Below are 26,693 nucleotides of genomic sequence, written 5' to 3'. Positions count from 1 at the left end.
TGCCCTCAAAAAACCAAAATGTGCTGCAATTCAAGCCCCTTCGGTTTACAAATCAAACCAAGACCCGGCTTCCCCGTGACAAGCTGGCTTGGATTTAACGATTAAGGATTTGCAATGGCCCGCCTTTATGACAGTCGAAAACGTGTTCTTGTAACGGGTGGGGCCGGGTTTCTGGGCTCGCATCTGTGCGACCGACTTTTGGATCAGGGGCACGAGGTTTTGTGCGTCGACAACCTGTTCACCGGCACCAAACGCAACATCGATCATCTGCACAATAACCCGCGGTTCGAGTTCCTGCGCCACGATGTGACCTTCCCGCTGTTTGTGGAAGTGGACGAGATCTATAATCTCGCCTGCCCGGCCTCGCCCGTGCATTATCAGCACGACCCGGTGCAGACGACCAAGACCAGCGTGCATGGCGCGATCAACATGTTGGGTCTGGCGAAGCGGCTGAAATGCAAGATCTTTCAGGCCTCGACCTCCGAAGTTTACGGCGACCCGACCATCCATCCGCAGACCGAAGACTATTGGGGTAACGTCAACCCGGTTGGTCCGCGTTCGTGCTACGACGAAGGCAAACGCTGCGCCGAGACGCTGTTCTTCGATTACCACCGGCAGATGGGGCTTGAGATCAAGGTGGCCCGGATTTTCAACACCTACGGGCCCAGAATGCACCCCGCCGATGGGCGCGTCGTGTCGAACTTCATCATGCAGGCCCTGACCGGCGAGCCGATCACGATCTTTGGCGACGGCACGCAAACCCGGTCATTCTGTTACGTGGATGATCTGATCGAAGGGTTCATCCGCCTGATGGAGACCGGCCCAGACGTCACCGGACCGGTTAATCTGGGCAATCCCAACGAATTCTCGATGAACGAACTGGCCCGCGAAGTGCTGGCCCTTGTGGGGGCCGAAACCCCCGTCAGTTTCAAGCAATTGCCAGAGGATGACCCGAAACAGCGTCAGCCCGATATTACTCTGGCGCGGACCCTTCTGGGCTGGGAACCCAGAGTGCAGCTGAAAGAAGGGTTGAACGCAACCATCCGGTATTTCCGCGAGCTTCAGGCCGAAGTCGAGACCTAGGGTCAACGCCCGGTTTTGGAACCGGGCACGACCAAAGCCCCTGACCGGCCCCGGCGCTTGAAGAACCTTCGCAAGGCGTCGCCTTATTCGAAATCTGCCTGATCTAGCAGCGTATAGGTGAACTTGTTGCCAAACGCGTCGCGCCCGGCTTCGCATTTTAGCAGAAACTCGGCAAAGTGACGCTGATCCGCGAATACCTGACACCCGGCGGAATAGATCGTATTCGCAGTGTCATCATCACCGTTGTTTGGCCCCTTGTGCAGATTTATGCCAAACATCCCGCTTTGAGGATTTTCAAGGTTCAGGTTCCCGTCCTTGTTGTTGTCCCGAAACACGGTAACGTTTCCGAGCCTTTGACACAGCGCCTTGTGGCCTCCGGGCCGGCCTCTTTTATGAATATCGATCTTGTAGCAGGACCGATATTGCCCCGTTGCCAGAATGGCCGTCCCATCCGGGTTTATCGGGTTCTTCAGGTAGTGATCGCTTGGATCGGCGGTCATCGGGTAATAGGCAATATCCCAAACGCCAAGAAACCGGTGGAACACCGTCATGACATCATCGAATTTCTTGGGTGAAACCGGGTGGGCGCGAATGCCCACTATGTTCAGGTTCCAATCGACAGTAGGGGTATCGAAAACCAAATAATCCTTTTGGGACATGACATCCATAATCGCTTCCACAGAGGGTCTGAACATCTCTCAATTCTCCTAAAACAATGCGGTCATGTTACCACAGAAACGACCGATCGTAAAAAACCTCCCCACGGCGTTGCCACTGTGCTTGTCGGATTTTCGTTGCCTAACCCGTTGATCCCGTTCAAACTTGCGGCAACAAAAACAATGATTGAGGTCCGGGCGTCCAAAACCTTTTGATCGACAACAGATTTGCAGGACGGGAGGACGACATGAAAACACTGACTTTTGGGCTGGCCTTAGCCATGCTCGCGACCCAGACGCTGGCGCAACAGACGCTCAGCTTGGCTTCTCCGATCCCGGACGGGGCGGAAACGCGATTTTGCTATTACAAAGGGCTGGCTTATTCCCCGGATTCCTTCATCGTGATCTTTGGCGACAATACCGTCACAGAAACGATCAACACGCGTGAAGAACGCTTGCTGCGATGTGTGAGCAACGACAAGGGCAACATGCACTGGAAACCACAAAGCACGTTTCAGGTCGGCCGCTAAGCCAGAGATATCACCGCCATCCAGTGCTTTTCAGCCGGATCAGACAGCCATTCCTATCAGGGCGATGCCAACAGCCATGAGTACCGCGGCACCCAGCCGTCGCGCCCAATTGCCTTCCTTGAGGAATATGAACCCGATCAGTGCTGCGAAGATGACCGACGTCTCGCGCAGCGCCGAAACCGCGCCCAATGGTGCGAAGTTCTTGGCATACAGCACCAGACCATAGGCCGTCATAGATACCAGCCCGCCAAGAATACCTGTCATCCATATTTTGGATGGAAGGTCTTTTAGGGCCGCTCGTTTCCGAACGCCTACAAAACCGGCTATGAACAGGTGCAGAAATGCCCCCCACGCCCAATAGCTTAGCGTATTGCCCGATAGTCGAACCCCGATCCCGTCTACGACCGAATAGATCGAAATGCAGAACCCGGTGCCCAGCGCAAACTGCAGTGTGCTGCGCCCAACGCCCGAGCGCAGCGCTTTCCAGCTACTCAACTGAATGCCAACGGCAATCAGGGCGATCCCACCCCAGGCTTGAAAAGGCAGCACTTCTCCGACCAAGAGCATGGCCCAGAGCGAGACCAGCGCCGGGACAATACCGCGGGCGATGGGATAGACCACACTCAGATCACCATGCTGATAGGCTTTACCCAGCATGAAGTAATAGCCGAAATGCACAACGGTCGAGAGCAGGATGTAGACAAAGCTCTCTGGGCTTGGCAGCGGCAGCAACATCACCATGACCGCCGCAGGCAGGACTTGACCCAAAGCGACCAAACCCAGCATTGTGGTTCGATCCGCCGCTGTCTTGACTATGGCATTCCAAACGGCATGCAACAACGCGGCCGACAAAATGATAGGGATGACGAACAGGGTCACTCCAAAACCTTTCCCGCAGAGAGTTTGCGCAAAAAGGGTCTGTGGCCCTGTTTACTTGGCGCGATGTCTCCAATGGGTGGATTGTTGTCAAGCCTGTTTCAGATCACATGACTGTTTATCCAGGATTCAATTTTTGTGACAGGTTGCTCCCATCCCGGCTCCATGAACAGAAAATGCGCATGGTCTTCAACCAAAAGAAAAGTTCCGCGTTGTCCATACTGATCAGCTAGGGCCCGGCAGGTGTTGGGGTTAACGGCGCGATCTTCCGCACCAGAGACCACGAGTACCGGACAATCTATCTTGTCGAAGTCGACTTTAATCGCGTGGTGGTCATCAAACATCCAAAAGAACATCTCGAACATAACGCGCCCGCTTTCCGGCCCCAGTTGATCAAACACAACATGCTGCTGCGTTTCAGGCATTTTGTTGAGAGCAAACGGAGCCATCAGGTCGAACTCGACCCGCATGGGCTGTTTCCAAAACGCGCCTCCCTCCATCAATGCTCGTGGCACGGCGCGCTCGTCGTCGGTTTCAGGCAACGTTCCCCAAGGTGCATTCGGATTGACAAGAACAATGGCGCTGGCCAATCCCCGTGCGGCCACCTGCTGCGCGACTACACCCGCAATGGCATGTCCCAGTATGACCGGCTTGGTGTCCAATCCCTGCACAAAAGCCGCAATGTCATCGGTGTAGTCGATGACGCTGGCGTTCGTCAGTTCCGGGTCGGGATCGCTCTTGGGATCACCACCGTGGTGGCGCAGAGCCGGGACATGTACCGTCCAACCCCGATCACGAAAGAAGGAAGCGTAATTCTGCATGCACCATGGTCCAGCAAAAGCCCCGTGGATCAGTACAATTTCATTTGGCATGGACAATCTCCCTCAACGCAAGACCGAGTATGGGCATGTGGCAAGATGTTACAACTGCCCGTGATCCCTGTTGCAGGACGGTTCACAGGTCCTAAGATCGGGCCCATGAGTTTTGTGACCGACAATCAATTGCTCCTGCTGATCCTGTTCTTTGTCATAGGCACAATCGGCACCGCGTTTCTGTTTCGCAAACCGGCGGGGCACCGGGCGTGGAAACTGGCTGATCTGGTATGGGTTGTGCTGGGTGGCATCGGGGCACTTGTTGCTGTTTTGGCCGGGCTTTACACGTCGGACAGTTCGCGACTGGACCGACAAATCGACGTGGCCTATGCCGCGACGCTGGCATTTGACAGAGATGCTGCCCGGTTCCGTCTGCGGTTCTGTGATCCGGCCTTTGACCCGGACACCGCTGTTTTATGTGAAAAAGTTGAATTCCTTTCAGCCTCAACAGCCAGCAATTCGGAACTGCCTCTGTTCATCGCAGTTACGAATGAGGTGGCGCCCTTGCAGGGGCTTCACTTCCTCGTTGGGGGTCAGTCCAAGGACGAAATGGACGAAATACGTGACATGGCCGCCAAGGCCGATGCATTTGACATCGACCAGTTCCTTGTCTTCACTTCACTGGACGAAAGCACGCAGACCGCCATAGACAACATGCGTCGCAAGGTTCCCGCAATTGCGGGCGACTACCTGATACTTGCGCAAAGTTATGACGACCTGATCGCGCAGGTCGGGAAGCTGAAAGAAGAATGGGAATACCTACAGGACAATGCCCATATTCTTGTCCTGCAGATTGTGGCCCTATGCCTTGTCAGTTTTGCGGCACCTTTTCGGCTCGGGAAATCCGTGGTCGAGCTGCGCACCACGTTCAGCGTCGATAAGCCTGCGCCAGAACCTGCGGATCAGCCCCCAGAAAATAACGCAGAAGAGTCCACAGGTTCCGAGCGCCGCGTCGAAACCAGCCCACCTGCTCATACCGCTCCGCACTCGTAGAGGCGCGGGTCTCCAAAATCGTAATCCGTGGCAGCGCGCGCACCAAAGTCACATCTTCCATCAACGGCTGGTCCGGAAACCCGCCTGCCGTTTGATACTCGTGACGTGGAACCAGCAATCCCTGATCTCCGTAGGGCAAACCCAGCACCCTGCTGCGCAGATTGGCCCAGCCAGCCACCCACGCTGGAGCGACACCGTGCGCGCGGAACGCCAGCCGAAAAGCTGCCGGTTTGCCCGAAGGCAGGTGGGTGCTCACGGTCTCGCTCCATCCCTGTTGCAGCACAGTGTCCGCATGAAGGATCAGCAGCCAATCCCCTTTGGCCTCTGCGCACCCTCGGCGTAGCTGACCACCTCGTGATGGCGGGCCGGTCACAACCTTTGCGCCGGCCTCTTCTGCAATATCCAGCGTATGATCGGTTGAGAATGCGTCGCTGACGATCAACTCCCGGATCAATCCGCCATGCAGCCCTTCCATCAGGGCCTCGAGGCAGGCCGGCAATGCGTCAGCGGCATCAAAGGTCGGAATCACAACGGAAATGGGTGCAGGCACGTTTGATAACCTCTGGTCTTGGCATCGGAACTTCCTATATCACGAGGCCTGAGGAAATGACGAGGACCAAGCCATGCCCACCCGCCGCATACTGCGCCTGACCGGCTCGGATACCGATAGCTTCTTGCAGGACCTGATTACCAACGACATTCAGGGGCTGGGCAACGGGCTGGTCTACGCCGCTCTGCTTACACCGCAGGGAAAGTACCTGGCGGATTTCTTCCTGAAACGAGATGGCGATGGCGTTCTTCTGGATGTGGCCGAGCACCTTGCGGATGATCTGATCAAACGTCTGACGATGTACAAACTGCGTGCAGATGTGGTGATCGAGGGAGCTGATCTGAACCTGCAACGCGGCACCGGGGCCGCGTCGAAAAACGCCCTGCCCGATCCCCGCCACCCGAACATGGGCTGGCGAACCTATTCCACCGAACCAGAGGGCGATGACGGATCCGACTGGGATGCGCTGCGCGTCCGGCACTGCATTCCCGAGTCAGGCATTGAGCTGACTCCGGACAGTTATATCCTGGAATCAGGGTTCGAAGCACTGAATGGCGTGGATTTCAAAAAGGGCTGCTACGTCGGACAGGAAGTGACTGCGCGTATGAAGCACAAAACCGAATTGCGCAAAGGTCTGCGACGCGTCGTCGTTCAGGGCTCTGCTCCAGTAGGGACCGAAATCACGGCAAATGGCAAACCTGTCGGAACTTTGTACACACAGTCAGGCGGGTACGGGATTGCATATCTGCGATTTGATCGCGCAAGCGGAGAGATGCAGGCCGGTGACGCCACCGTTCGCCTGGAAGACTAAACCAACCTTGTTGCCTAAACGGCACGTCCGGCACAGCAGCTTGTATCGTAAAGTTTGAACCTGTCGTCCAGCGCTGCCACAGTATAGGCAAACGGGGCAAACCGGATACCTGCATGTTTCGACTTTACTCCGCGATCTGGCGCGCCAGTGCCGGGCGGCAAATCATACTTATCCTGCTGTCCATTGCCATTGCGGGCCTTGCCGCCGTGCCGCTGGAGTTTCAGCGCGACATCGTCAACCACCTGACGTCCGATGATGTCGGGGTTGAGAAACTGATCCAGTTGGGCATTGGCATGATGGCGGTCATCCTGCTGAGCCTGGCATTGAAATGGGTGCTGGGGTTTCGCGCAGGAACCTTGGGCGAAGACATGATACGCCTGATCCGCCAGCGCTTGCTTTGGCGCTCGACTGACCTGAAGGAAACCGGCGAAGACCTTCGCAAAGGCACCATGACCACGGCCATCTCGGCTGAGGCTGAAGAATTGGGAAAATTCGCGGGCGGTGCTTTCTCGGATCCGGTTGTTCAGATCGGAACGCTGATCAGCGTCATCGGCTACATCTCATCCACGCAACCAGGTCTGGGGCTGATTGCGCTTTCAATGATCGTTCCGCAGATCATCATCGTACTGGCCTCGCAGCGCAAAGTGAACACTTTCGTGGCGGAACGCGTTCGCATTCTGCGCGGTGCCACGGACCGGCTTACGACTGAGGATATCGAAGCCGTCGAGCGCGACATCAACACCATGTTCGATGACATTTACGACACGCGGCGGCGGATGTTCCTGTGGAAACTATCGGCAAAGTTCCTGCTGAGCGTGATAAACGGGGCCGGCACCATCGGCATACTGATGCTGGGTGGCTACTTGGTCCTGCAAGGGAAAACGGATGTCGGCACCGTGGTGGCTGCCACCAGTGGGCTCAGCCGCATTCAGGGGCCCACTGCCTTTCTGATCGCATTCTATCGCCAGGTCAGTGCCAATCGTATCAAGTACGAACTGATGCTGGAATTGTTTGGCCCGGATCCAACCCGCTATCGCCATCGACCCAACGCATAAGAAAAGACCGCGCGGCGGGTGCCTGCGCGGTCTGATGCGAAACGTGACGAAACGTCACGCGCGTTCGGAATATTCCATAGTTTCAGTGTTCACGACGATCATTTCGTCCTGACCGACGAAGGGTGGAACCATGACTTTCACGCCATTGTCCAGCACCGCGGGCTTGAACGAGTTCGCCGCAGTTTGACCTTTTACCACCGGCTCGGTCTCGACGATTTTGCAAGTCACTTTCTGCGGCAGCGTCGCGTTCAGCGCCTCGCTTTCGTAGAACTCGACAACAATGGTCATGCCATCTTGCAGAAACGGGCGGCGTTCTCCCAGCAATTCTGCAGGTAATTCAATCTGTTCGTAGGTTTCAGAATCCATGAACACCAGCATCCCGTCGGATTCGTACAGGAACTGCTGATCCTTTTGCTCCAGACGCACGCGTTCGACCTTGTCCGCAGAGCGGAAGCGTTCGTTCAGCTTCGAGCCATTGCGCAGGTTGCGCAGTTCCACCTGTGCAAAAGCCCCGCCCTTGCCCGGCTTTACATGGTCAACCTTGACCGCTGCCCAAAGGCCGTCGTTATGCTCAAGCACATTGCCGGGGCGAATTTCGTTCCCATTTATCTTGGGCATTACATAAATCCTTCACAAACGGTTGATGCATCAGTTGCGGTCCCTATATCTGGCGGGACCACACCTGACAAGACAACGACACCTAGTGCTGCACTTGCAGCAAGCCATGCAAGTGACGCAACGCAACTATGCATTTTAGCTGTATCCGAATCGCACCTAATCGGTCATAAGGACCCTCACGCCGAAAATGCAAGAGCAAGAACAACAAGGAAAACGAGATGAGAGATTTCGTTGACGGCACTGCCTTTAACAATGAGCAAGGCAATCGTGCGCGCAAACTTTTCGCGGCCGTTGTGTTGGCTGCACTTGATGATGCTATCGCCGATGACAAGAAATACGGCAATGGCCCCGAACAAATCGCCCGCTGGGCGCGTTCGCGCGATGGGCGCGAAGTGCTATCCTGCGCAGGAATTGACCCGAACGAACGGGTTGTCAGCGGATTGATGGAATTCGTTGGGCGCGGTGTCCGCACGTCGGTTGCCCTGTCGCGTGAAGAGAGCGAACGCCGCAACGCTGCACAGCAGGCCGAAGCTGCCTGAACCAGGGCGGATTTGGATTGAACAAACGCGCTCTGCCTATCAGAGCGCGTTTTTCTATGCCTGATCGTCAGGCGTGAAGCTGTTGGATCAAAAGAACAACAGCCATTGCCGCACCACCCAGAATTCAGCCGCCAGCATAGTCGCGAACAGGGCTTTGCCCCAAACCGGCAATCCACGCTGCCACAGCAAAACATATGCAGCCAGACAGACAAAGGCTGACACCGGCACCACCCACAAGGCATGATGGTCGCTGTCCCAATAGCTGACAGGGCTGTGGAACACCCAGTCGCTGACAGGCCAGAGCTGTGGCCGTCCGTCGCCCGCATGAAGCAGAAAATCTGTCGCAAGATGCAACAGACCCGCCGCTGCACCGACAGCCAGAACATGCCAACCTCTCCAGACTGCCAGCAGGAATGCCAACCCCCAGAGGATAAAGGAATTGTCTATGGCGAATACGGTCTGCCAGGCCGGGGAAAAGTAGAGCTGCCCAAAGACCACCTGTTCGGGAATGCCCAGAACAAAAAGGGACACGCCCGCCATCACATACAAGGACATGTCCGGCATTAACGCTCCCAGGAGCGCAGCCCAAAGGATACGTCCTTGCGGCGGCCGGGCAAACGCGGCAGCCCCGATCAAAAGATGCGCTGGCGTGTTCATCCGGGGCTTTCCCTTTCGGCTCAAATCAGATCATCTGCGCCCTGACATATAGGAGACAAAACATGGTTCGCGCCATCATGATTCAAGGCACCGGCAGCAATGTCGGAAAATCAGTTCTGGTGGCCGGGCTGGCGCGCGCCTACACGCGTCGGGGGCTTCGGGTCGCGCCGTTCAAACCGCAAAACATGTCGAACAACGCTGCCGTCACCGAAAACGGGGGCGAAATTGGCCGCGCGCAGGCCCTTCAGGCCCGTGCGGCACGGCGGACACCCCACACGGACATGAACCCTATTCTGCTGAAACCTGAAACCGATACCGGCGCGCAGATCATCGTTCAGGGGCAGCGCGCTGGCACGATGAAGGCCGGAGATTACCGCAAGGACAAATCCAAGCTATTGGGAGCAGCGCTGGAAAGCTTTGACAGGCTCTGCGCCGACGCTGATCTGGTTCTGATCGAGGGCGCTGGCAGCCCGGCTGAGACCAACCTGCGCAAGGGTGACATCGCCAATATGGGGTTTGCCTGTGCCGCGGAGATACCAGTGGTTCTGGTCGGGGACATTCATCGGGGCGGGGTGATTGCGCAGATCGTTGGCACTCAGGCCGTGCTGGACGAAGGAGACCGGGCGCAGATCAAGGGTTTTGCGGTCAATCGTTTCAAAGGGGATGTGTCCCTGTTTGACGAAGGGCGCGAAGACATCTCCGCACGCACCGGATGGCCTTGTCTGGGAGTCGTGCCATGGTTTCACGACGCATGGAAACTGCCCGCCGAGGACATGATGGACATCCGTTCCCATACCGGCGGCGTGAGCAAGGTCGTTGTGCCTCAGCTTGAGCGAATGGCGAATTTCGACGATCTCGATCCGTTGTCCGCCGAACCCGGCGTAAGTGTCGAGATCATCCCTGGCGGACGCCCCCTGCCCGGCGACGCCGATCTGGTTCTGCTGCCCGGAAGCAAATCCACAATCGGAGACCTGACCTATTTCCGGGCACAGGGCTGGGATATCGACCTCTATGCCCATGTTCGCCGGGGCGGACATGTCCTGGGGTTGTGCGGTGGCTATCAGATGCTGGGCAAAACCATTTCCGATCCCGATGGCGTGGATGGCCGGCCAGGCAAGATTGATGGATTGGGATTGTTGAACGTCGATACCGTCATGGGCGGCCAAAAACAGGTCATTCTGCGTTCGGCCCATGCCCTGCCCGACCTGGAACCGGTTAGCGGGTACGAAATCCACATGGGTCACACCGACGGCCCGGACCGTGCCCGCGCCTGGCTGGAAGTCGAAGGCAGACCAGAAGGTGCGGCCAGTAGTAATGGCCGGGTCAAAGGCAGCTATCTGCATGGCATTTTCTCGTCAGACGCATTTCGCGCCCGCTACTTGTCAACGCTGGGCGTGACGTCGGACATTGCTTACGAAGACGGTGTAGAGCAGGCGCTGAACGATCTGGCGGATCATCTGGAACGCCACATGAATCTTGACCTGCTGCTAAGTCTGGCTCAGCCACCGCAGCGTGGCTGAATCTTATCCCAGATCTTTCGCGCTCAGCGCGCGAGCGATTTCCCGTCGGACCATCTTGCGCACGTTTCGCGTGATCCGCTCACCCATTACACCTTGCAGCTCCTGACGTACAACTTCCGTGATCAGGTCGCGCAATGTCTCTTCATCCAAGTCCATTGTCGCGACGTCTTCTGCCACATCAGCAGCAGGATCGGCCTCAACCGGTTGTGCGGATCGGATGAACTCAACGTGTTGGGCCGTATCGGCCTCAGGCCGCGGATCGCTTGCATCTTCTTCGTCAGTCAGAACGATGGACCTTGCGGCGGCAAACTCTTCTTCGACATTCCACGGCAGGGATTGAGTCGGTGTGCCCGAATAAGCATCACCGCTGTCGCCATCCGGCTCCCATTGATCCTCGGTTTGCGCGATTGCCGCTTCCAGTGCTTCGATTTTGGCGCTCAGACTGATCGCAGGGTCATCAGATGAGCCGGATTTTGCAGCTTTTGCCTCCACCTCGTCATCCGAAGTGTTGGCCGGATCCCCTGCCCTGACAATGTCGCAGGTGCGCAGCAGCATCGGCTTGGCCGAGTCGGCAACATCAGGGGTCGGCTTGGCTGATATGACCTCGGGCTGAGCGGGTTTGCTGATGCGGAGCGCGTCCGTCAACACCAGACGCCCCGGCTTACGCGTTGCACCCTGTTGATCCGGGGCGGGTTTACCACGACTATCTTCACTGACCAGACGTTTGACCGAAGACAGAACGTCTTCGATCCCTGCTTTCACGACATTATCAGACATTGTTCTCTACCGCTCTATCGTTGGATCGAGTGTAGCCAAACAATCCGAGCCCTACAACAAATAGTATTGCCGGTTAGTCCCGACGCAACGCTTTGAGGACTCGATCCAGATCCTTGCTCTGTTTGCTGACACGCGCGGGGGCTTTTTTGACCAGATTGTAGTACAAAGTCGGATCATAGATCTGAACCGCCAACCCCAGACGTTCTGCCGTCAAAAGACCTTGCGCCTGCAATAGCTGATATGCTGCGCGGGATCGTTCCGTGCGCGATGCCACTTCTGCCAACTGCGCGTCCAGCAAATCCTGCTGAGCATTCAACACATCCAACGTAGTACGGGCGCCCAAGGTCGCTTCTTCCCGGATGCCGTCAAATGCGACTTGCGAGGCGCGAACCCGTTCCGTAGATGCCCTGAGGCTGGCACTGGCCGCCTGAAAAGCCGCATACCGGTCCGTTACACCCTGCGTGATGTTCTTCTGTACATTGAGTAGGTTCGCACGAGACGCATCCCGGTTTGCCATAGCGCGCCGCACATTGGCGGCCAACCGGCCACCGGCGTAAATCGGCTGTGTAAAGTCCAGCGAAACGGTTGCGTCATTTACATAGTCGTTGTTGTCATAGCTTTCCCGCACGCCCGCATCGGCGTTCAAGCTGACATTCGGCCCAAGGTTGGCCCGCTGTTGCTGCACAATCAAATCAAAGGCCCGGACCTGATGCTGCGCCGACAGAATCGCCGGGTGGTTGCGTTGCGCGAGACTAATCGCCTCTGCCTCGCTCCGCGGCAGATTGGGCAGACTTGGTTGACCAGCCGTCCGCCCTGGCGCCTTGCCAACCGCGTTGACATATTCAGCTTGCGCAATGCTCAATTCACCACGTGCAACCGCAAGATCTGCCTGCGAGCTTGCCAACTGCGCCTCGGAAAGCGCAACGTCCGTGCGCGTCACTTCGCCGACTTCGAAGCGATCATTCGATGCGCGAAGTTCTTCCGCCGAAACATCCACGTTGTTCTGGCGAATTGCGACTGTCTCTTCCTGTAGCAGCACGCCCAGATACGCGTTCGCAGCGCGGATAAGGACCTGTTGTTCAATGTCGATCAGGGTTTGCCGTGTCGACAGAACCGTTTCCTGCGCCGATTGCTTGCCCAGAACCGAAGCACCGCCATCATACAGAAGCTGGGTCAGTCCCAGCCCGGTGAAAAACCGGGACGGCTCGGTCGTCGTGACCACATTGCTGGTCCTTGACCGGGTATAGTCCTGGCTGACCTGTACGGTCCAGTTGATGATCGGTCGCAATGCAGCAAGTGCGATCGCCACGTCTTCATCTGCCGCTCGCAGCAGCGCCCGGTTCTGTTCCAACAAGCCACTTGTGTTATATGCGCCGATGAAGGCGTCTGTTATGTTGTCAGCCCACACCGGACGCCCTGGCATAACGCTGATGGCAAGTCCTGCGGTCACTGCGAATGCCCTGACCAGCTTGCCTGTCGCTGAACCACGCATACCGAAATCCTCTCAAAACGAAATTACACTGCCCTGAAGGCAGTTTGCGGTCTTCTTTTCAACTATTCAAGGCGCCATAAAAATCTATCGGCGAACTATAGCGAAAATGCACACTCCGCCGAAAAACTCTCTAGTATCGGTGCACTGGCGTTGAAGGTATCCCGCCAGCTGACGCGGCCACCGGCCTTTCGACCGATCCGCACAGTCCCAACACTGCCTTCGACAAACAGGCAAGCGATCCGGCCGTGTTCCTTGAGCTGATCCAGCAGGGCCTCGGGAACCCATTCGACACCGCCCTGCACCATAATTGCATCGTAAGGACCATGCTCAGCCGCGCCCTGTTCCAACGGACCGACGTGGATGATGGCGTTGTCCACATCCGCCTCAGCCAGTAGGCTTTGCGCCTCGGACGCCAGCGAGTCGTCGCTTTCCACACCCACAACCAATTGGGCCATACGCGCGGCAACCGCCGTGGAATACCCCGTCGCCGGAGCGATATCGAGAACCATCTCATCGTTTGAAATGTTAAGCGCGTCCAGCATTTTAGCCAACGTTCTCGGCTCTAGCATACAGCGCCCATTACCCAGATCGATTACGCCGTCGACATAAGCAGCCTCACGCTGCGCATCAGGTACGAAGTTTTCGCGCGGGACATTCAGCATCGCCTCAATGATCGGGAACTTTGTAACATCCGAAGGTCGGATTTGCGTGTCAACCATAGTGCGGCGCCGGGCTGCGAAATCTGTCATTGGATCTCTCGTGTCATTCCCAAAGTTACCCGGCTTGTGCCACATCCTGAAGCGGCCAGCAACGGCCCTGTTGACGCAACTCGCCTGCGCCTGCGCGTTTGCCGTCGCGGGCTTTGGTAAATTTTGAATCCATACGTCAAAATTGCGCGCAATCCTCTGGACGCCCCTTCGGAAAGCTGCTAAAACCCCACGCACACCACGGCAAGTATTTGATTTTACTTGAAAAGGCGAGTTGGCGGAGTGGTGACGCAGCGGATTGCAAATCCGTGTACACCGGTTCGATTCCGGTACTCGCCTCCAAATATACGACATTAAGATATTGTTTTTTAACAATTTATGCCTTATCTTGATCTCACAAATTTCCACCTACCCATCCAAAAATGTAGCTTGTTACGAGGTCAGTTCAATAGGATCAGACAATTCCGAGTATGCGAATTCCTGAGCCTTTTCAGCTGGATATTATGATATTTGGATAAGTGCTTCCCAAAATGCACGCATCGGTGCAAAGCAACTTCCACCTTCACGCAGGCATTTGGGATCAACCGCGCAACTTTTGGTTGTTACCGCTTGCCGAATTGATGTACGAATTTGGCGACTTCCGGTTTACCCGCCCGTCGCCCGACTTTACGGGTTCACTCCAAAACGACAAACAGTATTCGTTTCATTTTGCGACGATTCTACAACCAACAACTGAGTATAATATTGCAGTTTATAAAGAACGGCCCCGACCTGCCAGCTGACCTACTCGAAGCACATGAAGAAGGCGAAGTAGTTTTCTTTTGTGGCGCTGGAATCTCGTACCCAGCAGGGTTGCCTATGTTTGGGGGCCTAGTTTCCAAGATTTATAAAACTCTTGGCGAGCGGGCATCGGACATCGAGAAATCCGCGCTGCGCGCATATCAGTATGATACAGTTTTAGCGCTGCTAGAAAGACGAATTGTCGGAGGGCGAAGAGCGGTTCGCGAAGCGTTGGCGAGCTCGCTGAAACCAGTCTACGAAAAAAGAGGAGCGTTGAAAACGCATCGCGCACTTTTGACACTTGGAAAAACCAGATCTGGTCCAACTCGATTAGTAACAACCAATTTTGATCGTGTTTTCGAGAAAGTTAAAAAAGAAGACAGTTTGAATTTCGATAGGTATTCGGCACCTTTGCTCCCGGTGCCGAAAAATCGTTGGAACGGCTTGGTTTACCTTCATGGGCTTCTTACTGAATGCAATTCAGAAAACGAGCTGAACAAACTCGTTGTATCCAGTGGTGATTTCGGACTGGCGTATCTAACTGAACGTTGGGCCTCTAGGTTTGTCAGTGAGCTGTTTCGGGGATACACGGTCTGTTTCGTGGGCTACAGCATAAACGATCCGATCCTTCGGTACATGATGGATGCTTTGGCAGCAGACAAATTAATGGGAGAAGACACCAAACCTGCATTTGCTTTTGGAAGCTATTCTAAAGGCCAAGAGAGCAAAACAGCTCAAGAGTGGGAAGCCAAGAACGTGGTTCCTGTTTTATACAAAGAAACACCGAGCCACGCATACCTTCACAGAACACTTTCTGCTTGGGCAGCGAACTACCGAGATGGAGTCACTGGCAAACAAACCGTTGTAAGCCAATACGCAAACCTGAAACCGGCTGAAACCACCAGGCAGGATGACTTTGTTGGCCGCTTGATTTGGGCACTTAGCGATAAATCCGGGCTTCCTGCAAAACTCTTTGCAGAACTTGATCCTGTACCATCACTTGAGTGGCTAGAACCGTTTTCAAAAAGTTCTTTTAGTGCTCAGGACCTAATCCGCTTTGGAATATTTTCCAAGTATCCCGCAGATTCCAAAATCGAATTCAGCTTATTGAACCGACCGACACCCTATGAGCTTTCGGAATGGATGCAGCCAGTTTCTCTCCCAGAGAACCAAAATAGATTTGACGAAGTCATGAAGCATTTAGCGAGGTGGTTAGCTAAACATGTGGCCAACCCCGAGCTATTTCTTTGGGTGTGTGCTCAAGGGGGTTTTATCCACCCTGTCTTTAAGGGCGCAATTTCAGATAGCATCGAGACTTTACCTTCAGGATCACCCATGAAGGCTCTTTGGAGTTTGCTGATCGCAGGGCACGTAACCAAAGACCGCTGGGTCACACATCTCTATTCTCTAAAGAAAAAACTCACTGACGCCGGCTTCACTCCAATATTTAGGCAAGAGCTAAAAAGGGCGCTTTCCCCTGTTGTAGAATTCAGTCGTCCGTACAATTTGATGGAGCAAGACAGCAGGGACACAAGCGCCAGCAAGAAGGAAAGCTCTATTTCTGACATTGTGCGATGGGAGTTGGAACTCCGCGCCAGCGCTCCCCATCATGCAATCAAATCTTTAAATAAGCTCGAGAATTGGCAAACCGTTCTGATAAATTCGCTCCCAGACTTCACGATGTTGTTACGAGACACGATGGAGCTCATGGAAACACTCGGGGGAGCCAGTCGAAAACATGATCTATCATATATTCATCAACCATCCATCTCACCGCATGAGCAGAACAAAGACTACAACGAATGGACAGTTTTGATCGATTTACTCAGGGATTCATGGTTGGCAGTCGCACGCACTGATGAGAAAACAGCGCTTTCAGAAGTGCGGCGCTGGATTACAATTCCTTATCCAGTTTTTCGCAGACTCACATTCTTTGCAGTTTCTGAAAGGCCACAAGACTTTGATATCGATGAGGTTTTGGACTGGTTGACATCCGATAACACCTATTGGCTTTGGACAATCTACACTCAGCGTGAAAGCCTTCAACTAGTGCAAAAAATCGCTACTTTGCTAAACGATGCTCAAAGAGACAGGTTTTTTGACGCCTTAGTCGTCGGGCCCCCAGATGATTTTTTTAAAGAAGGTCTTTCTCCTAAAAGACTAAGTGCTGCTAAGGACCGAATGAGGTGGCTGCGCTTATCAAAATGTCGAGCGGCAGGTGCTAAACTAACTGAGCAAGCAAGATTACTTTTAAATGACCTGCAAGCTACCTATCCAGACTGGCAGTTGAGCGGTGATGGCCGAGACGAATTTCCAGTATGGTCGTCCACCGGTGACGAATATATTGTCGTTAGAACGGCTCCCAGAGGCATACAGGAACTACAGATCTGGTTGACGGAGTTTTCTGACCCCGATGACCTTCTGGAAACCGACGATTGGCAGCAGTTGTGTGAGAAGGATGAAAATCTCGCCCTTGAGGCACTATCTGCGCTTGCTAATCAAAACGTATGGCCAATTGGTCGCTGGCGACAAGCGTTGCAAGTGTGGGCCAACAATCAAGTGCTCTCAAATTCCGTTTGGCACGCAGTTTCAAGCAACCTTCTAAAAATGCCGGTCAACGATTTTAAAAACGTTAGTCATACCGTTGCTTGGTGGATCAAAAGTTTTTCCAAGGTGATCGACAACAACACCGATCGTATGTTTCAACTTATCGACAAAGTTCTTATGGCACACAAGAACGACAAAATTGAATACAACGAGGACGTTGTATTTCGTGCCATAAATCACCCGGTGGGATTGGCAGTTGAAGCTGCGTTGGCATGGTGGTTCGCTCAAGCGTTGGAGGATGACCAAGGTTTGGACAAAAAAATCCAACCCGTTTTAGATCAAGTATGCAAGCCCAGTTTCAATGGTCTATACTACGGCAGAGTGGTGCTCGCCAGTTCAGTGATCACTCTTTTTCGTATAGACTCAAAATGGACTTCGGCCCACCTTTTGCCACATTTTGATTGGGGTCAGAAACCACAATTGGCCGCCGGAATTTGGACGAGTTTTCTATTCTCCCCAAGACTGTATTGGCCACTACTAGACGCCTTAAAGGAGAGTTTCCTTTCATTACCGAACCATTGGGAGGGTATGGAAGAGAATATCAAGCGAAATTATGTTTCCTTTGTTACCTATGCCGCAATGGAACCCAATGGATCATATACCTCCGCCGATTTTCGAAAAGTATTTTCTGGTTTGAAACCGGAAAACTTGTCTGATGTCGCAAACACATTGTTTAAGGCTCAACAGGGGGCGGCAGAACAAAGTAAGAGCTATCTCGAAAATCGGGTTGGGCCTTTCTTTAAAACATATTGGCCAAAAGACGCTGCAAACAAAACGAAAGAAATCTCCAAGTCCTTCATTAATCTTTGCGCGGTTTCTGGAGATGCGTTGCCCAGCGCATTGAGCCTATTGTCAGATTGGATTGAACCGGTAAACGATACTAATCTTGCGGTCCACCTACTGTTAGACTCTGAAACCCCGAGGCAGCATCCGTTATTAGTGCTCGAACTTCTGGATCGCTCGATTGATTTACAGGATCCTTGGCCTTCAAATGAGTTACGAAACCTATTGAATCGACTTCAGCAAAGCGAACCATCCCTACAACAAGACAGTAGGTATTTGGCAATCAGCCGTTATTTGGAGCAGAAGGGGCTCTAAGAATTGCAGGTAGTATTGCAAGAAGTTACTGGAAACACGGTGAATTGTTGGGACACATCCAACGCATGCATTCAAGATGTGGCATGTAAGTCGCAAATGCTTGTACGGAAATGTCAAAGACCGCGTCGCGGTTGACACCCGTCGCGCACCTAAGTTGTGTTGACCAATGCGAAATCAGGAGAAGTTGGTTGCCTCAAGCTGAAAGCAAGCATGTTTCAAGAATGGGACGCTACCTCCCATTTAATCCAAATCACGATCAAATTTACGAAGAATATCAGAAGAGCGATGATGCGCTGGACCTTCACACCCAAGCACTCGAATACATTCTTGATGTTGCCGAGAGATCTCAGATAATCGTTCTGACTGGCGATGCGGGGCACGGCAAAACCCATCTATGCAGGCGCCTGCTGGAAGAACACTTAGGATATAATCAGGACGAGGCTCGCCAATTGATCAACCATCGGTGCGATGGCGAAGTCATAATCGAGGGAAAAGACGGATCAGGCTCAAAGAAACCTTTAAGGGTGTACAAGGATTTCTCTGAACTGAGGCCGATCGTTGCCGCTCAAAAGGTCGAACAGGCAAAAGTGGAAACAAGTGTACTCACAGTGATCTGTGCTAACGAAGGCCGACTCCGCGCCGTATTGGAAGCCAAATCAGACGCTATTGGCTGCCGCGAGCTTTTGAGCGAATTCCATTCGTCATTTAAGAGCGGACTGGCTAGCAGTGACGGCAAAACGCATGTGGTCAACCTGAACTACCAGTCTGTAGCTTCAGAAGAGAATGAGACACTTGTTAGACAAGCTCTTAAAAGTTGGCTCGATCGCCGAAGGTGGACAGCTTGCAATACTTGTGACAGCAGAGCGGGCTGCCCGATATACAGGAATTTTGAACTTTTTTCCGAGTCCAAAGATGCGGTGGCACAGTCAAGAATTCAACGGCTGGAAGGCTTGCTCGCAGTTTCTGAAAGGCTTGGCGCAGTCATAACTATACGCGAGATGCTCATGATAGTGTCGTTCGCTATAACTGGTGGCTTGTTGTGCACAGACGTTCATCAACGCCTGAGGTCAAGAAAACGGGGCTGGCAGCACCGTTATGCTTTCTACAATCTGCTCTTTTTGAGTCCTCCAAGCCTGAAGCCTGAACAGATCAACAGAATTCCTGCTCTATCCAGACTCAAGAAACTGGACCCGGGCATGCGGGCCAACCGTTCTTTGGACGAAAAATTAATCAACGAACTTGGTGTGTTTCCAACAGACGAATTGGATCTGTGTTTTCAGACTCAGGCAGCATCATCTGGGTATTTAGATGCTGCTGATGGTATTGATGATATTGTTGGAAATCCTCGAAACAAAAAGGAGCGCAGAAAGGAAGCAGAGAATTCTGTGGAAGTAGTGCGATCTTTGCGCCGACGTGCGTACTTCGACGGCATTTCAAAAGAAGCGAATTTGATGAACGCACTTGGCTTTGAATACGGCGAGGACTTTGAAAAAATCATGAAGGGACAGGCTAACGGAGCCGACATGTCCCGGATCAAATCTCGAATAGTGGCTGGATTGCACACTATTCAAGGCATTCAAATGCAAAAGAAACAAACCAACCTTCTTCTAGTGGACCCGGCTTTTGGAGCAGCAACCACGCATGCTGCAATTATCTCCCGCGAGATCCAACCGAAAAATATCAAACTCGTACCAATGATTGATCAGTGGAGCATCACCGAGGATATGCAACGGTACGCGATGTCAAACGCCGTTGACTGGATTGATCGGCACGTTTGTCTTCAAGTGCACTCGGAAGGCGGAGGTAGAAGAGACTTTTTTCTGGATCTGTTAGCTTTTGACATGATTTCCAGAGCAAGCGGAGGCTATGTACCGGAAAGCTTCTACGCTCACGACATAAGAAGAACTATGAACTTTCTGGCTCAGCTCAGCGAAGAATCGAGCCGAAAGAACGCTGAGATAAAATTTTTTCTAAAAGGCGAGCTTCAATCGGTCGCGATTGACGAGAATGTTATTCGAGTCGGGGGTGCAGGTTGATGAGTGAGCAGCAAGCCAAAGAACAAAAAACGGCAAAGGGACCTGATATTTCAGTTTCGATATTCGGCGGAATTCTTGATTATGATGGCGCCGGTCACTACCCTGGTATTGAGCTATTGAACCTTGTTTTTGGGTGCGAAGACCCTGTTTTGCTTCCAAACACACCTTCCGTAAAAATAAAACGGCGTGCACTCGACTTTGCAAGGAAACTTGTTTGGGACGAGTTCTTTAAGACCCACCCGGCTAGGCAACAAGTTATTCTAGATGAAGAGTCTGAAGACGCATTAGCCGGGTTGCTGGAGTGCCTTCAACTAAAGATTCCCAGCACAACAAAGCGTCCCGGATGGGACCGAGCGCACTTTTTTCCGTACACCAAATCTCTGATCCACTATGATGCGAGGGTCTCCAAATCCACTAAACCTTGGCATCATCGTGTCGGGATCGAGAGACGCTATTTTCGGGGTGGTGGAGCACTTGCATACAAAATACTTAGACATGATCCGGATAGTTCCAGGTTGACAAGGAACAGGCAGGGCTTCGCGAATTTATACTACACAACTGATGAAGGACCTCTCGATCGTCTGGTGGAGACCATGGCCGCCCATAGCCGCGCGGATGACGTTGCGATGGAGGATCAGGTCGAAGAGAAATCTAGAGTAATAAATGATGAGCTGGACGACCTGTATCGCGATGGCGTAGACAGTATCCTGCAACATCAGGATGTGTCTGCCGTCACTCGAATAAAGGCTCTTGTGAACTGGACGGCTATTTGGCTTTCCATAATGCAGTCTGTCCGCTCCGAAGTTTTTGTCGATCCAACCAACGCTCCTAGTCCGATAGTTTTCGATTGTGGAGCAGGAAACGCTCAGCTGCGCCGAGCGTCCCAACGATGCCTCAAGGAAAAACTCTCAGTTATTTCTGAAGCTGTGGAAATAGCGCGTGAAAAAGAATTTGGCGAATATTCGTCTCTAAGCAATTCGCAACGAAACAAGATCCGCAGTTTTTTCTGGGCAACCGCCGCAACGGCACAGTTGCTGAATTCATGGCGAGGTCGTCGTCATTTCAATCTCGGTCTTGATGCATTGGAAACCTTGGTCCTTGCCGGAGTGCCTATGGGAACTCAGAGGACCCTGGACGATTTTATTCACGGTTGGTTATTCGAGAAATGCCACATGCTAGTGGCGCGTCAAGCGGCGAGCGAGTCGGGTCTGCTGGAAACTTTCGACGCCAGTATTTTCGAAGACAATGAAGCAAAACTGACTGAGTTGCTGTCCGCAGCCGGACTGCTGACCGAGTACTCAGATGCGACGCGCATGGTTGGGGTAGAAGTTTAATGTCTCATGAAAACTTGGCCTATTTGGCCCACAAAGCACTGGCTGAGACGGCTTTTGTAATAACTACAAGAGAGTTTCCAGAAGACACCGGAGACAATCACCCGGTTTTCAGGCTCAGCAACTTGTTTCAGCCTGAAATTGAGAACTTCCTCCAAATTTGGACTGAGCGAGTCGCAGGTACACGACTGGAAAATGCTCAGGTCGTAATATCGCACGATGGAGAAGGTAAGTACCCGCCCAAGTTCATTGCCAGCCCGGATTGTTCGATCACGTACTATCGCAACAATATAGAACATGGCCTGCTCTACATTGAAACAGCACCAGTTAGCGACGAACAGGGACTACGGAACATTTTCACGCTTCGGGACGTAAACTTCCTCGACGGTCAGTTTGATAGTGAGGATGATGGTTTTTCGGTTGCCGAGGAAATAGTTCATTCTGCATGGCGGCAGGTTTCTGGGCGCGACAGTCAGGCTCCGGGTTTGGTCGTTGACCTCATAACTCAGGTTCTGAAAAGCCTGCGAGACAATAGGCGTTCAATTCCTGTGCGTCCGTACGTTCGATTCTGCACCCGAATAGCATTGGAGCGCAGCGATCCGGACAAGTCATTTGACGTTGACGAAACAAAGGCCGTGATTGGACGGGCACTTGTCGAGCTTAACATGTTTCCAGATGAGAATTGGGCGACAAATTCAACGGACGCGAAAATATCCCGCCGACTTTTTTTAAACTGGCAACATGCGGACCTCGTCAGTGCGAGTGGCGTGGACTTGGATGGAGATACCTTGGCCATTCAAGCAAAAGATGTTGTCTTTAGAGATGTCGAGGGCAATGAGCTGACCGCTGAGGAACAGGTAGCCTGGCGGGAAAAATGCTCAGATTACTGCATTGCTCAAAGTGCAGAAATAAGACTGACCCTGCCATACGCGATCTTCGAGCAGCTGTTCGCCAAGGACACTACTGGCATGAAGCTTGGCGAGCGTACTGAAAACGAGCTCACTGACAATCATGGTGATCGAATTCCTGAATGGGAGGAGCTTTCGGTAAAGGCAGGACTGGATAAAAAGGACCAGTTTGACGCACAGAAGTTTCTGGATGCAGAGCCGGAAAACCCCGAGAAACCTGCACTGCGGGACTTGGTAACAGCCGCAACCCGGAAAATGATAGAAAAGGCGGCCAGTCCGGCGACGCAGTCTATCGCAAATCCCCTCATAAAAATTGCGGAGTTCTTAAATAGTTTTCCAGAACGTCAAACTTTGGAAGTTGGTGACAAACGACCTAAATTGCTAATTTCACTCGGAAAAGTACCCGCAAGCGCCGAGTCAACCTTGGGACTTATGGCTTTCATCTATGGTCCATCTCTTCAGTCTCTTTCTGAGGCGACAAAGCTGGGAACTGAGGGGTACGAACTCGAAGTAGATGACCGTCTCGTCACGCAAGTTCCTCCGCCTCAACTTAGGAAGGACTCTGAAGACGGCGAAGACGAAGACAGTGATGAACTACAAGAAGTGCCATGGGAACCTGTACCGCTGGTGTTTGAAGTGCTGGCCCCTAGCTCAGGCGATACTGGAAAGTTTGATTCAGTTGAAAAGGAAACAGGTTTTCAATGGTTCCCTCCCGAGATTGAAATGCTCGCCCTGTTTCGCCTCATGGCTACAGCCGATGATGCTCCAGATGTTCATTCCCGATTGGAAGCCCCTAGCCATCAGTCTTTTACTGATTGGCGAGCCACATTAGTCGGCCGTACTGTTGGGCTGCAAACGGCTCAGGCCAACGGCTATCCGGCAAGTGTAGCTACTGACCCAATCGTCATGGAACTCAAAGACGTTCAGGAAATGTTCAGAACTCGCTGCAGGAAGGAAGGTTTGTCGCAGGAACTTCTGTTTGAAGTCTTTGATAGATGGCTTGCCGTAGGTGAACGTTTCAGAAAAGAGCTTGTTCCCGCGGGTACGACAGACGGTCGAACGGAGATTTTTTTACATTCCGACACCATCTCAACCAATGATGGACACGGACTCCTTATGCTTCCTTCACATCCCTTGCGCCTTAGATGGATCGCCAAATACCTTGAGCGATCCGAGCAACTGGCGTCCCGGGCTCTTTCAGATAAGCTTAAACTGAACGTTGAGAATGGAGAGCTGTATCTCGATTGGATTTCAAAACTTACGCCTCATCAGCAACCCGCACTGGCAATCGGGAAAAACCAAGAAACGCTGTTTGCAAGCTCTGAACAGGGCTGGGCCGAATTCTTTTCTCCACTTGATCGGAGTACGGGCCGGGAAGTAGGAATTGATGCACAAAGCATTATGGAGATTGCCAATCAGATATCTCAATACTTGTCTGCACATCCTCACAAAAGCGAAGGTTTGTCACTACTAGTCGTATTGCCGAAAGGCGCCGCACTGCCTGCAAAGCTCCTAACTCTATTTAGAAAAGGGGATTGGAAGGATCTTCCTGTCGACGTAAATGTCGTTGCGCCCGCGGCCAATTGGTCCGAAATTATAAAGGAATTTGAAAAGCTTCCAGTTGAAGATCGGATGAGCAACAAGGACGCTTTGCTGCCCCCCTTGCAATTGCGACTGCACAATCTGGCGGATTCTGAAGGGCTGCCCGGCGTACTTGGCGAACTTGATTGCGACATTGGTATTATCCCTCATTTCGTCGCGGACGATCCGCAGATGCAGGATGACACTTCAACCAGCATGGTTTCCATTGGCTCGTTTGATGTCCTTCTCGATCCTCCGACGGTCCTGGAAGGTGGCAGTAAGGGCGAAGCCATAACAGTTTCAAAACTGCCCGCAGCGTCTGATCAGGCGTTAGAAACATGGTCAACAATCGTTGTTCGCCACCGCAGGACAAGACCGGTGGCTGCTGAAATGCCGGCCAATACAGACCAGATTAAGCTCTTGATTGACTTCCGAAAGGAAGCTGAGCTTTTCGAGCTCCTGCACAAACTGAGCCACTGGGTCATTACGATCGAGCGGCATATTTCACGCGAACAGATTGAAAACCTCGAATCCAGCCCTGAAATCCTGACGGTAAAGGAAAATGTCGGATCTTCTGGGCTTTATACGCTGGTCGTATCGTCCAATTCCGGCAAAGAGTACTCGATCCAACGGATTGAAAGAAAGCTAACTCATGTGCTCGGGGAAGGGGCTTTGAGCAATAGGAAGCTTTCAGAGCAGATTTATAATGAAGCCCGATCACTCGCTCCTGGTCTGGCCCTTCAGGCAATGGGAATATCACGAATAACAGAAGAAATGCTCGGTCTTGTGATTGCAAAACATGTAGCTGCATCGAAGTTTCCCATTACTGAAGAGAACAGCGCTAGCATATGGATTTCATTGGATGACCACGCCGAATGGTTCGGTGGTGTTCAAGGCACTCGAGCAGATCTTTGCCGATTGTCGCTATCCGTTTGCGGAAGCTCTCTATTTGTGGACGTCCTGATTGTGGAGGGGAAATTCCGCCAATCCTATGACGCGCATGGCGAGGCACAGGTTCGAAGGACGCTAAGACTCTTCCAGGATCTACTGGTGAACACCGACCAAGGCCGTTCTGAAGATGAGCCACTTGGGAATGTTGATTGTGATCTCTGGCGTTCCAAGCTTCTGGATGCAGCTGACTCAGCAGGGCCTGAAGCTAAAGAATTCTCGGGAGAAATACGATTACAGGCTACAGGCACGTCACTGATCCTGCCAACAGAGATTCGGGAACGTATAAGGACCGGCAACTATGAACTCAGATCGCTTCAGGGGCTCTTTTCGATTTGCAACTACGTCAAAGAGGGTGAATCCGAAGTCGAGCGGTTCCAAGAGGAAAATTACTCCTTCGAAGTCGTAAAGACATTTCGAAATGCGATCGGTGAGCTTGTTCAGGGATCGCTCGACCCAATTCCATCTCCTGGGAAGGCGGTTCCTATCCCGCCAGAAAGTCACCTACCCACAAACCCTGCCCCAGAGCCTGTTGCGTTACCTGATACTCCCCGCGCCCCGGCGCCGTCCGCCCAGCCAAAACCAGAGAAGAAGAAGCGACTTTCGCCCGAAGAACTGTCGGCTCGATATCAGTCAATTATCGACAAGCTCGCGGAGTTTGGCGTTTCAGTTAAACCTTCTACAGATCCGTATTTGCGATTTACCGAAGGTCCGGCAACAGTATTGTACAGGGTCACACCGGGAGCCGGGGTCACGCCCAACTCAATTTCTCAGAAAGCAGACTCCCTTAAACTTGCACTCAGACTAAAAGAAGAACAGGAGATTCGCTTTAGTATCGACGAGGGATATGTCACGATCGATGTTCCAAAATCAGACGAGGACAGATACTTTGTGAATGCCCAAGAGCTTTGGCTGGAATGGGCTCGGCGGGAACAGGCGCTTGCCTGCCCACTTGGCATTGACAGAGCGGGAAACCCTGTCGAAATCAATTTTTCTTCTTCGAATTCTCCCCACCTGCTGATTGGGGGTACAACAGGAAGCGGTAAATCGGAGGCCCTTAATACCATACTTTTTGGTCTGGTTCACAAGTACAGTGCAGATGAGCTCAAACTCCTGCTGATTGATCCCAAAGGCACGGAACTCGAAGCATTTGAGAACGCCGATCATCTTGAAGGGATGATTGGTATGGACGACGAAGATGCCTGCGAATTGCTTGAAAAAGCCGTTGAAGAAATGCAGTCACGTTACAAGCTTCTCAAATCTGAGCGCACACGTTCGATTGCCGAGTTTAACAGCAAAGTTTCTCCGGACCGGAGAATTCCATGGTGGCTAATAGTCCTAGATGAGTACGCTGACCTTACATCAGATCCGGAGTCAAAAAAGAAGATTGAAGCCAGCTTGAAACGCCTTGCACAAAAAGCAAGAGCAGCGGGGATTCACGTTATCATTGCCACCCAAAAGCCAAGTGGCGAAGTCATAAGCACAAATCTCAGATCAAATCTGCCTGCTCAACTTGCGTTGAGGGTCAAAAGTGGAACAGAGAGTCGAGTCGTAATGGACGAACTGGGAGCGGAAACGCTCAATGGCAAGGGTGACGCTTTCCTCAAATCGGAAGGAAAGCTCACTCGAGTTCAGTGTGCAATAGTTTCCAATTAGTTCCGCATTCCG

Annotated in this window: 19 protein-coding genes and 1 tRNA gene; 11 read left to right on the top strand and 9 right to left on the bottom strand. The window is 52.7% G+C overall.

What is annotated here, in order from left to right; translation table 11 throughout:
- Positions 1–114: 114 nt before the first annotated feature.
- Positions 115–1,083, top strand: a complete 969-nt coding sequence (locus AC2FFA_RS17255) for a UDP-glucuronic acid decarboxylase family protein (RefSeq protein WP_496684610.1) — start codon at positions 115–117, stop codon at positions 1,081–1,083.
- Positions 1,084–1,166: 83 nt separating this feature from the next.
- On the opposite strand, the gene AC2FFA_RS17250 is transcribed toward AC2FFA_RS17255, so the two are convergent.
- Positions 1,167–1,778 (bottom strand): hypothetical protein, encoded by a 612-nt coding sequence (locus AC2FFA_RS17250; protein WP_496852530.1) that lies wholly within the window; start codon positions 1,776–1,778, stop codon positions 1,167–1,169.
- A 209-nt stretch (positions 1,779–1,987) separates the two neighbouring features.
- On the opposite strand from AC2FFA_RS17250, the gene AC2FFA_RS17245 reads away from it, so the two are divergent.
- Positions 1,988–2,269 (top strand): hypothetical protein, encoded by a 282-nt coding sequence (locus tag AC2FFA_RS17245; RefSeq protein ID WP_117869486.1) that lies wholly within the window; start codon positions 1,988–1,990, stop codon positions 2,267–2,269.
- 39 nt (positions 2,270–2,308) lie between these two features.
- Here AC2FFA_RS17245 and AC2FFA_RS17240 read toward each other — a convergent pair whose 3' ends face one another.
- From AC2FFA_RS17240 to AC2FFA_RS17230, 3 genes are all read right to left on the bottom strand, one after another.
- Complete coding sequence (locus AC2FFA_RS17240) at positions 2,309–3,148, bottom strand: EamA family transporter (protein WP_496674820.1); 840 nt, start codon at positions 3,146–3,148, stop codon at positions 2,309–2,311.
- A 98-nt stretch (positions 3,149–3,246) separates the two neighbouring features.
- Positions 3,247–4,017: an alpha/beta hydrolase gene (locus tag AC2FFA_RS17235; RefSeq protein WP_496852529.1), complete on the bottom strand. Its 771-nt coding sequence runs from the start codon at positions 4,015–4,017 to the stop codon at positions 3,247–3,249.
- 868 nt (positions 4,018–4,885) lie between these two features.
- Entirely contained in the window at positions 4,886–5,560 is a 675-nt protein-coding gene (locus AC2FFA_RS17230) for a TIGR04283 family arsenosugar biosynthesis glycosyltransferase (RefSeq protein WP_496852528.1), read from the bottom strand.
- A gap of 73 nt (positions 5,561–5,633) precedes the next feature.
- Here AC2FFA_RS17230 and ygfZ point away from each other — a divergent pair, with 73 nt between their 5' ends.
- On the top strand, positions 5,634–6,371 hold the full coding sequence (gene ygfZ, locus AC2FFA_RS17225) for a CAF17-like 4Fe-4S cluster assembly/insertion protein YgfZ (RefSeq protein WP_496852527.1): 738 nt from the start codon (positions 5,634–5,636) through the stop codon (positions 6,369–6,371).
- Between the two features lie 113 nt (positions 6,372–6,484).
- The gene (locus AC2FFA_RS17220) at positions 6,485–7,426 is read left to right on the top strand and encodes an ABC transporter transmembrane domain-containing protein (RefSeq protein ID WP_496852526.1); all 942 of its coding nucleotides are present in this window, start codon (positions 6,485–6,487) and stop codon (positions 7,424–7,426) included.
- 54 nt (positions 7,427–7,480) lie between these two features.
- Here AC2FFA_RS17220 and efp read toward each other — a convergent pair whose 3' ends face one another.
- On the bottom strand, positions 7,481–8,044 hold the full coding sequence (gene efp, locus AC2FFA_RS17215) for an elongation factor P (RefSeq protein ID WP_299635772.1): 564 nt from the start codon (positions 8,042–8,044) through the stop codon (positions 7,481–7,483).
- 218 nt (positions 8,045–8,262) lie between these two features.
- Between efp and AC2FFA_RS17210 the strand changes: the two genes are divergently transcribed.
- Positions 8,263–8,583, top strand: a complete 321-nt coding sequence (locus AC2FFA_RS17210; RefSeq protein WP_037310273.1) for a DUF6280 family protein — start codon at positions 8,263–8,265, stop codon at positions 8,581–8,583.
- Between the two features lie 87 nt (positions 8,584–8,670).
- Here the strand turns inward: AC2FFA_RS17210 and AC2FFA_RS17205 are convergent, their stop codons facing one another.
- A complete protein-coding gene (locus AC2FFA_RS17205) occupies positions 8,671–9,240 on the bottom strand; it encodes a cobalamin biosynthesis protein CobQ (protein WP_299895773.1) in 570 nt (189 codons plus the stop codon).
- A 62-nt stretch (positions 9,241–9,302) separates the two neighbouring features.
- On the opposite strand from AC2FFA_RS17205, the gene AC2FFA_RS17200 reads away from it, so the two are divergent.
- Complete coding sequence (locus AC2FFA_RS17200; RefSeq protein ID WP_496852525.1) at positions 9,303–10,760, top strand: cobyric acid synthase; 1,458 nt, start codon at positions 9,303–9,305, stop codon at positions 10,758–10,760.
- A 3-nt stretch (positions 10,761–10,763) separates the two neighbouring features.
- On the opposite strand, the gene AC2FFA_RS17195 is transcribed toward AC2FFA_RS17200, so the two are convergent.
- The 3 genes from AC2FFA_RS17195 to AC2FFA_RS17185 form a co-directional block, all read right to left on the bottom strand.
- Entirely contained in the window at positions 10,764–11,537 is a 774-nt protein-coding gene (locus tag AC2FFA_RS17195) for a hypothetical protein (protein ID WP_496852524.1), read from the bottom strand.
- Between the two features lie 73 nt (positions 11,538–11,610).
- Positions 11,611–13,029, bottom strand: coding sequence for a TolC family outer membrane protein (locus AC2FFA_RS17190; RefSeq protein ID WP_496674806.1), 1,419 nt, complete (start codon positions 13,027–13,029; stop codon positions 11,611–11,613).
- Positions 13,030–13,124: 95 nt separating this feature from the next.
- Positions 13,125–13,778: a protein-L-isoaspartate O-methyltransferase family protein gene (locus tag AC2FFA_RS17185; protein ID WP_496852523.1), complete on the bottom strand. Its 654-nt coding sequence runs from the start codon at positions 13,776–13,778 to the stop codon at positions 13,125–13,127.
- Between the two features lie 226 nt (positions 13,779–14,004).
- On the opposite strand from AC2FFA_RS17185, the gene AC2FFA_RS17180 reads away from it, so the two are divergent.
- The 5 genes from AC2FFA_RS17180 (at position 14,005) to AC2FFA_RS17160 (ending at position 26,681) form a co-directional block, all read left to right on the top strand.
- A tRNA-Cys gene (locus tag AC2FFA_RS17180) sits at positions 14,005–14,078 on the top strand.
- Positions 14,079–14,480: 402 nt separating this feature from the next.
- Positions 14,481–18,221: an anti-phage defense-associated sirtuin Dsr1 gene (gene dsr1, locus AC2FFA_RS17175; RefSeq protein WP_496852522.1), complete on the top strand. Its 3,741-nt coding sequence runs from the start codon at positions 14,481–14,483 to the stop codon at positions 18,219–18,221.
- Between the two features lie 188 nt (positions 18,222–18,409).
- A complete protein-coding gene (locus AC2FFA_RS17170; RefSeq protein WP_496852521.1) occupies positions 18,410–20,257 on the top strand; it encodes a hypothetical protein in 1,848 nt (615 codons plus the stop codon).
- Positions 20,257–21,591: a hypothetical protein gene (locus AC2FFA_RS17165; protein ID WP_496852520.1), complete on the top strand. Its 1,335-nt coding sequence runs from the start codon at positions 20,257–20,259 to the stop codon at positions 21,589–21,591. Before AC2FFA_RS17170 ends, AC2FFA_RS17165 begins: the two co-directional genes overlap by 1 nt.
- Positions 21,591–26,681, top strand: a complete 5,091-nt coding sequence (locus AC2FFA_RS17160) for a DNA translocase FtsK (protein WP_496852519.1) — start codon at positions 21,591–21,593, stop codon at positions 26,679–26,681. The genes AC2FFA_RS17165 and AC2FFA_RS17160 overlap by 1 nt, the downstream gene beginning before the upstream one ends.
- The last annotated feature ends 12 nt before the right edge of the window (positions 26,682–26,693 follow it).

The sequence above is a fragment of the Ruegeria sp. YTSB088 genome, from assembly GCF_059609825.1.
Note: the sequence above shows the minus strand (reverse complement) of the source record. Positions and strands in the feature narration are given on the sequence as shown.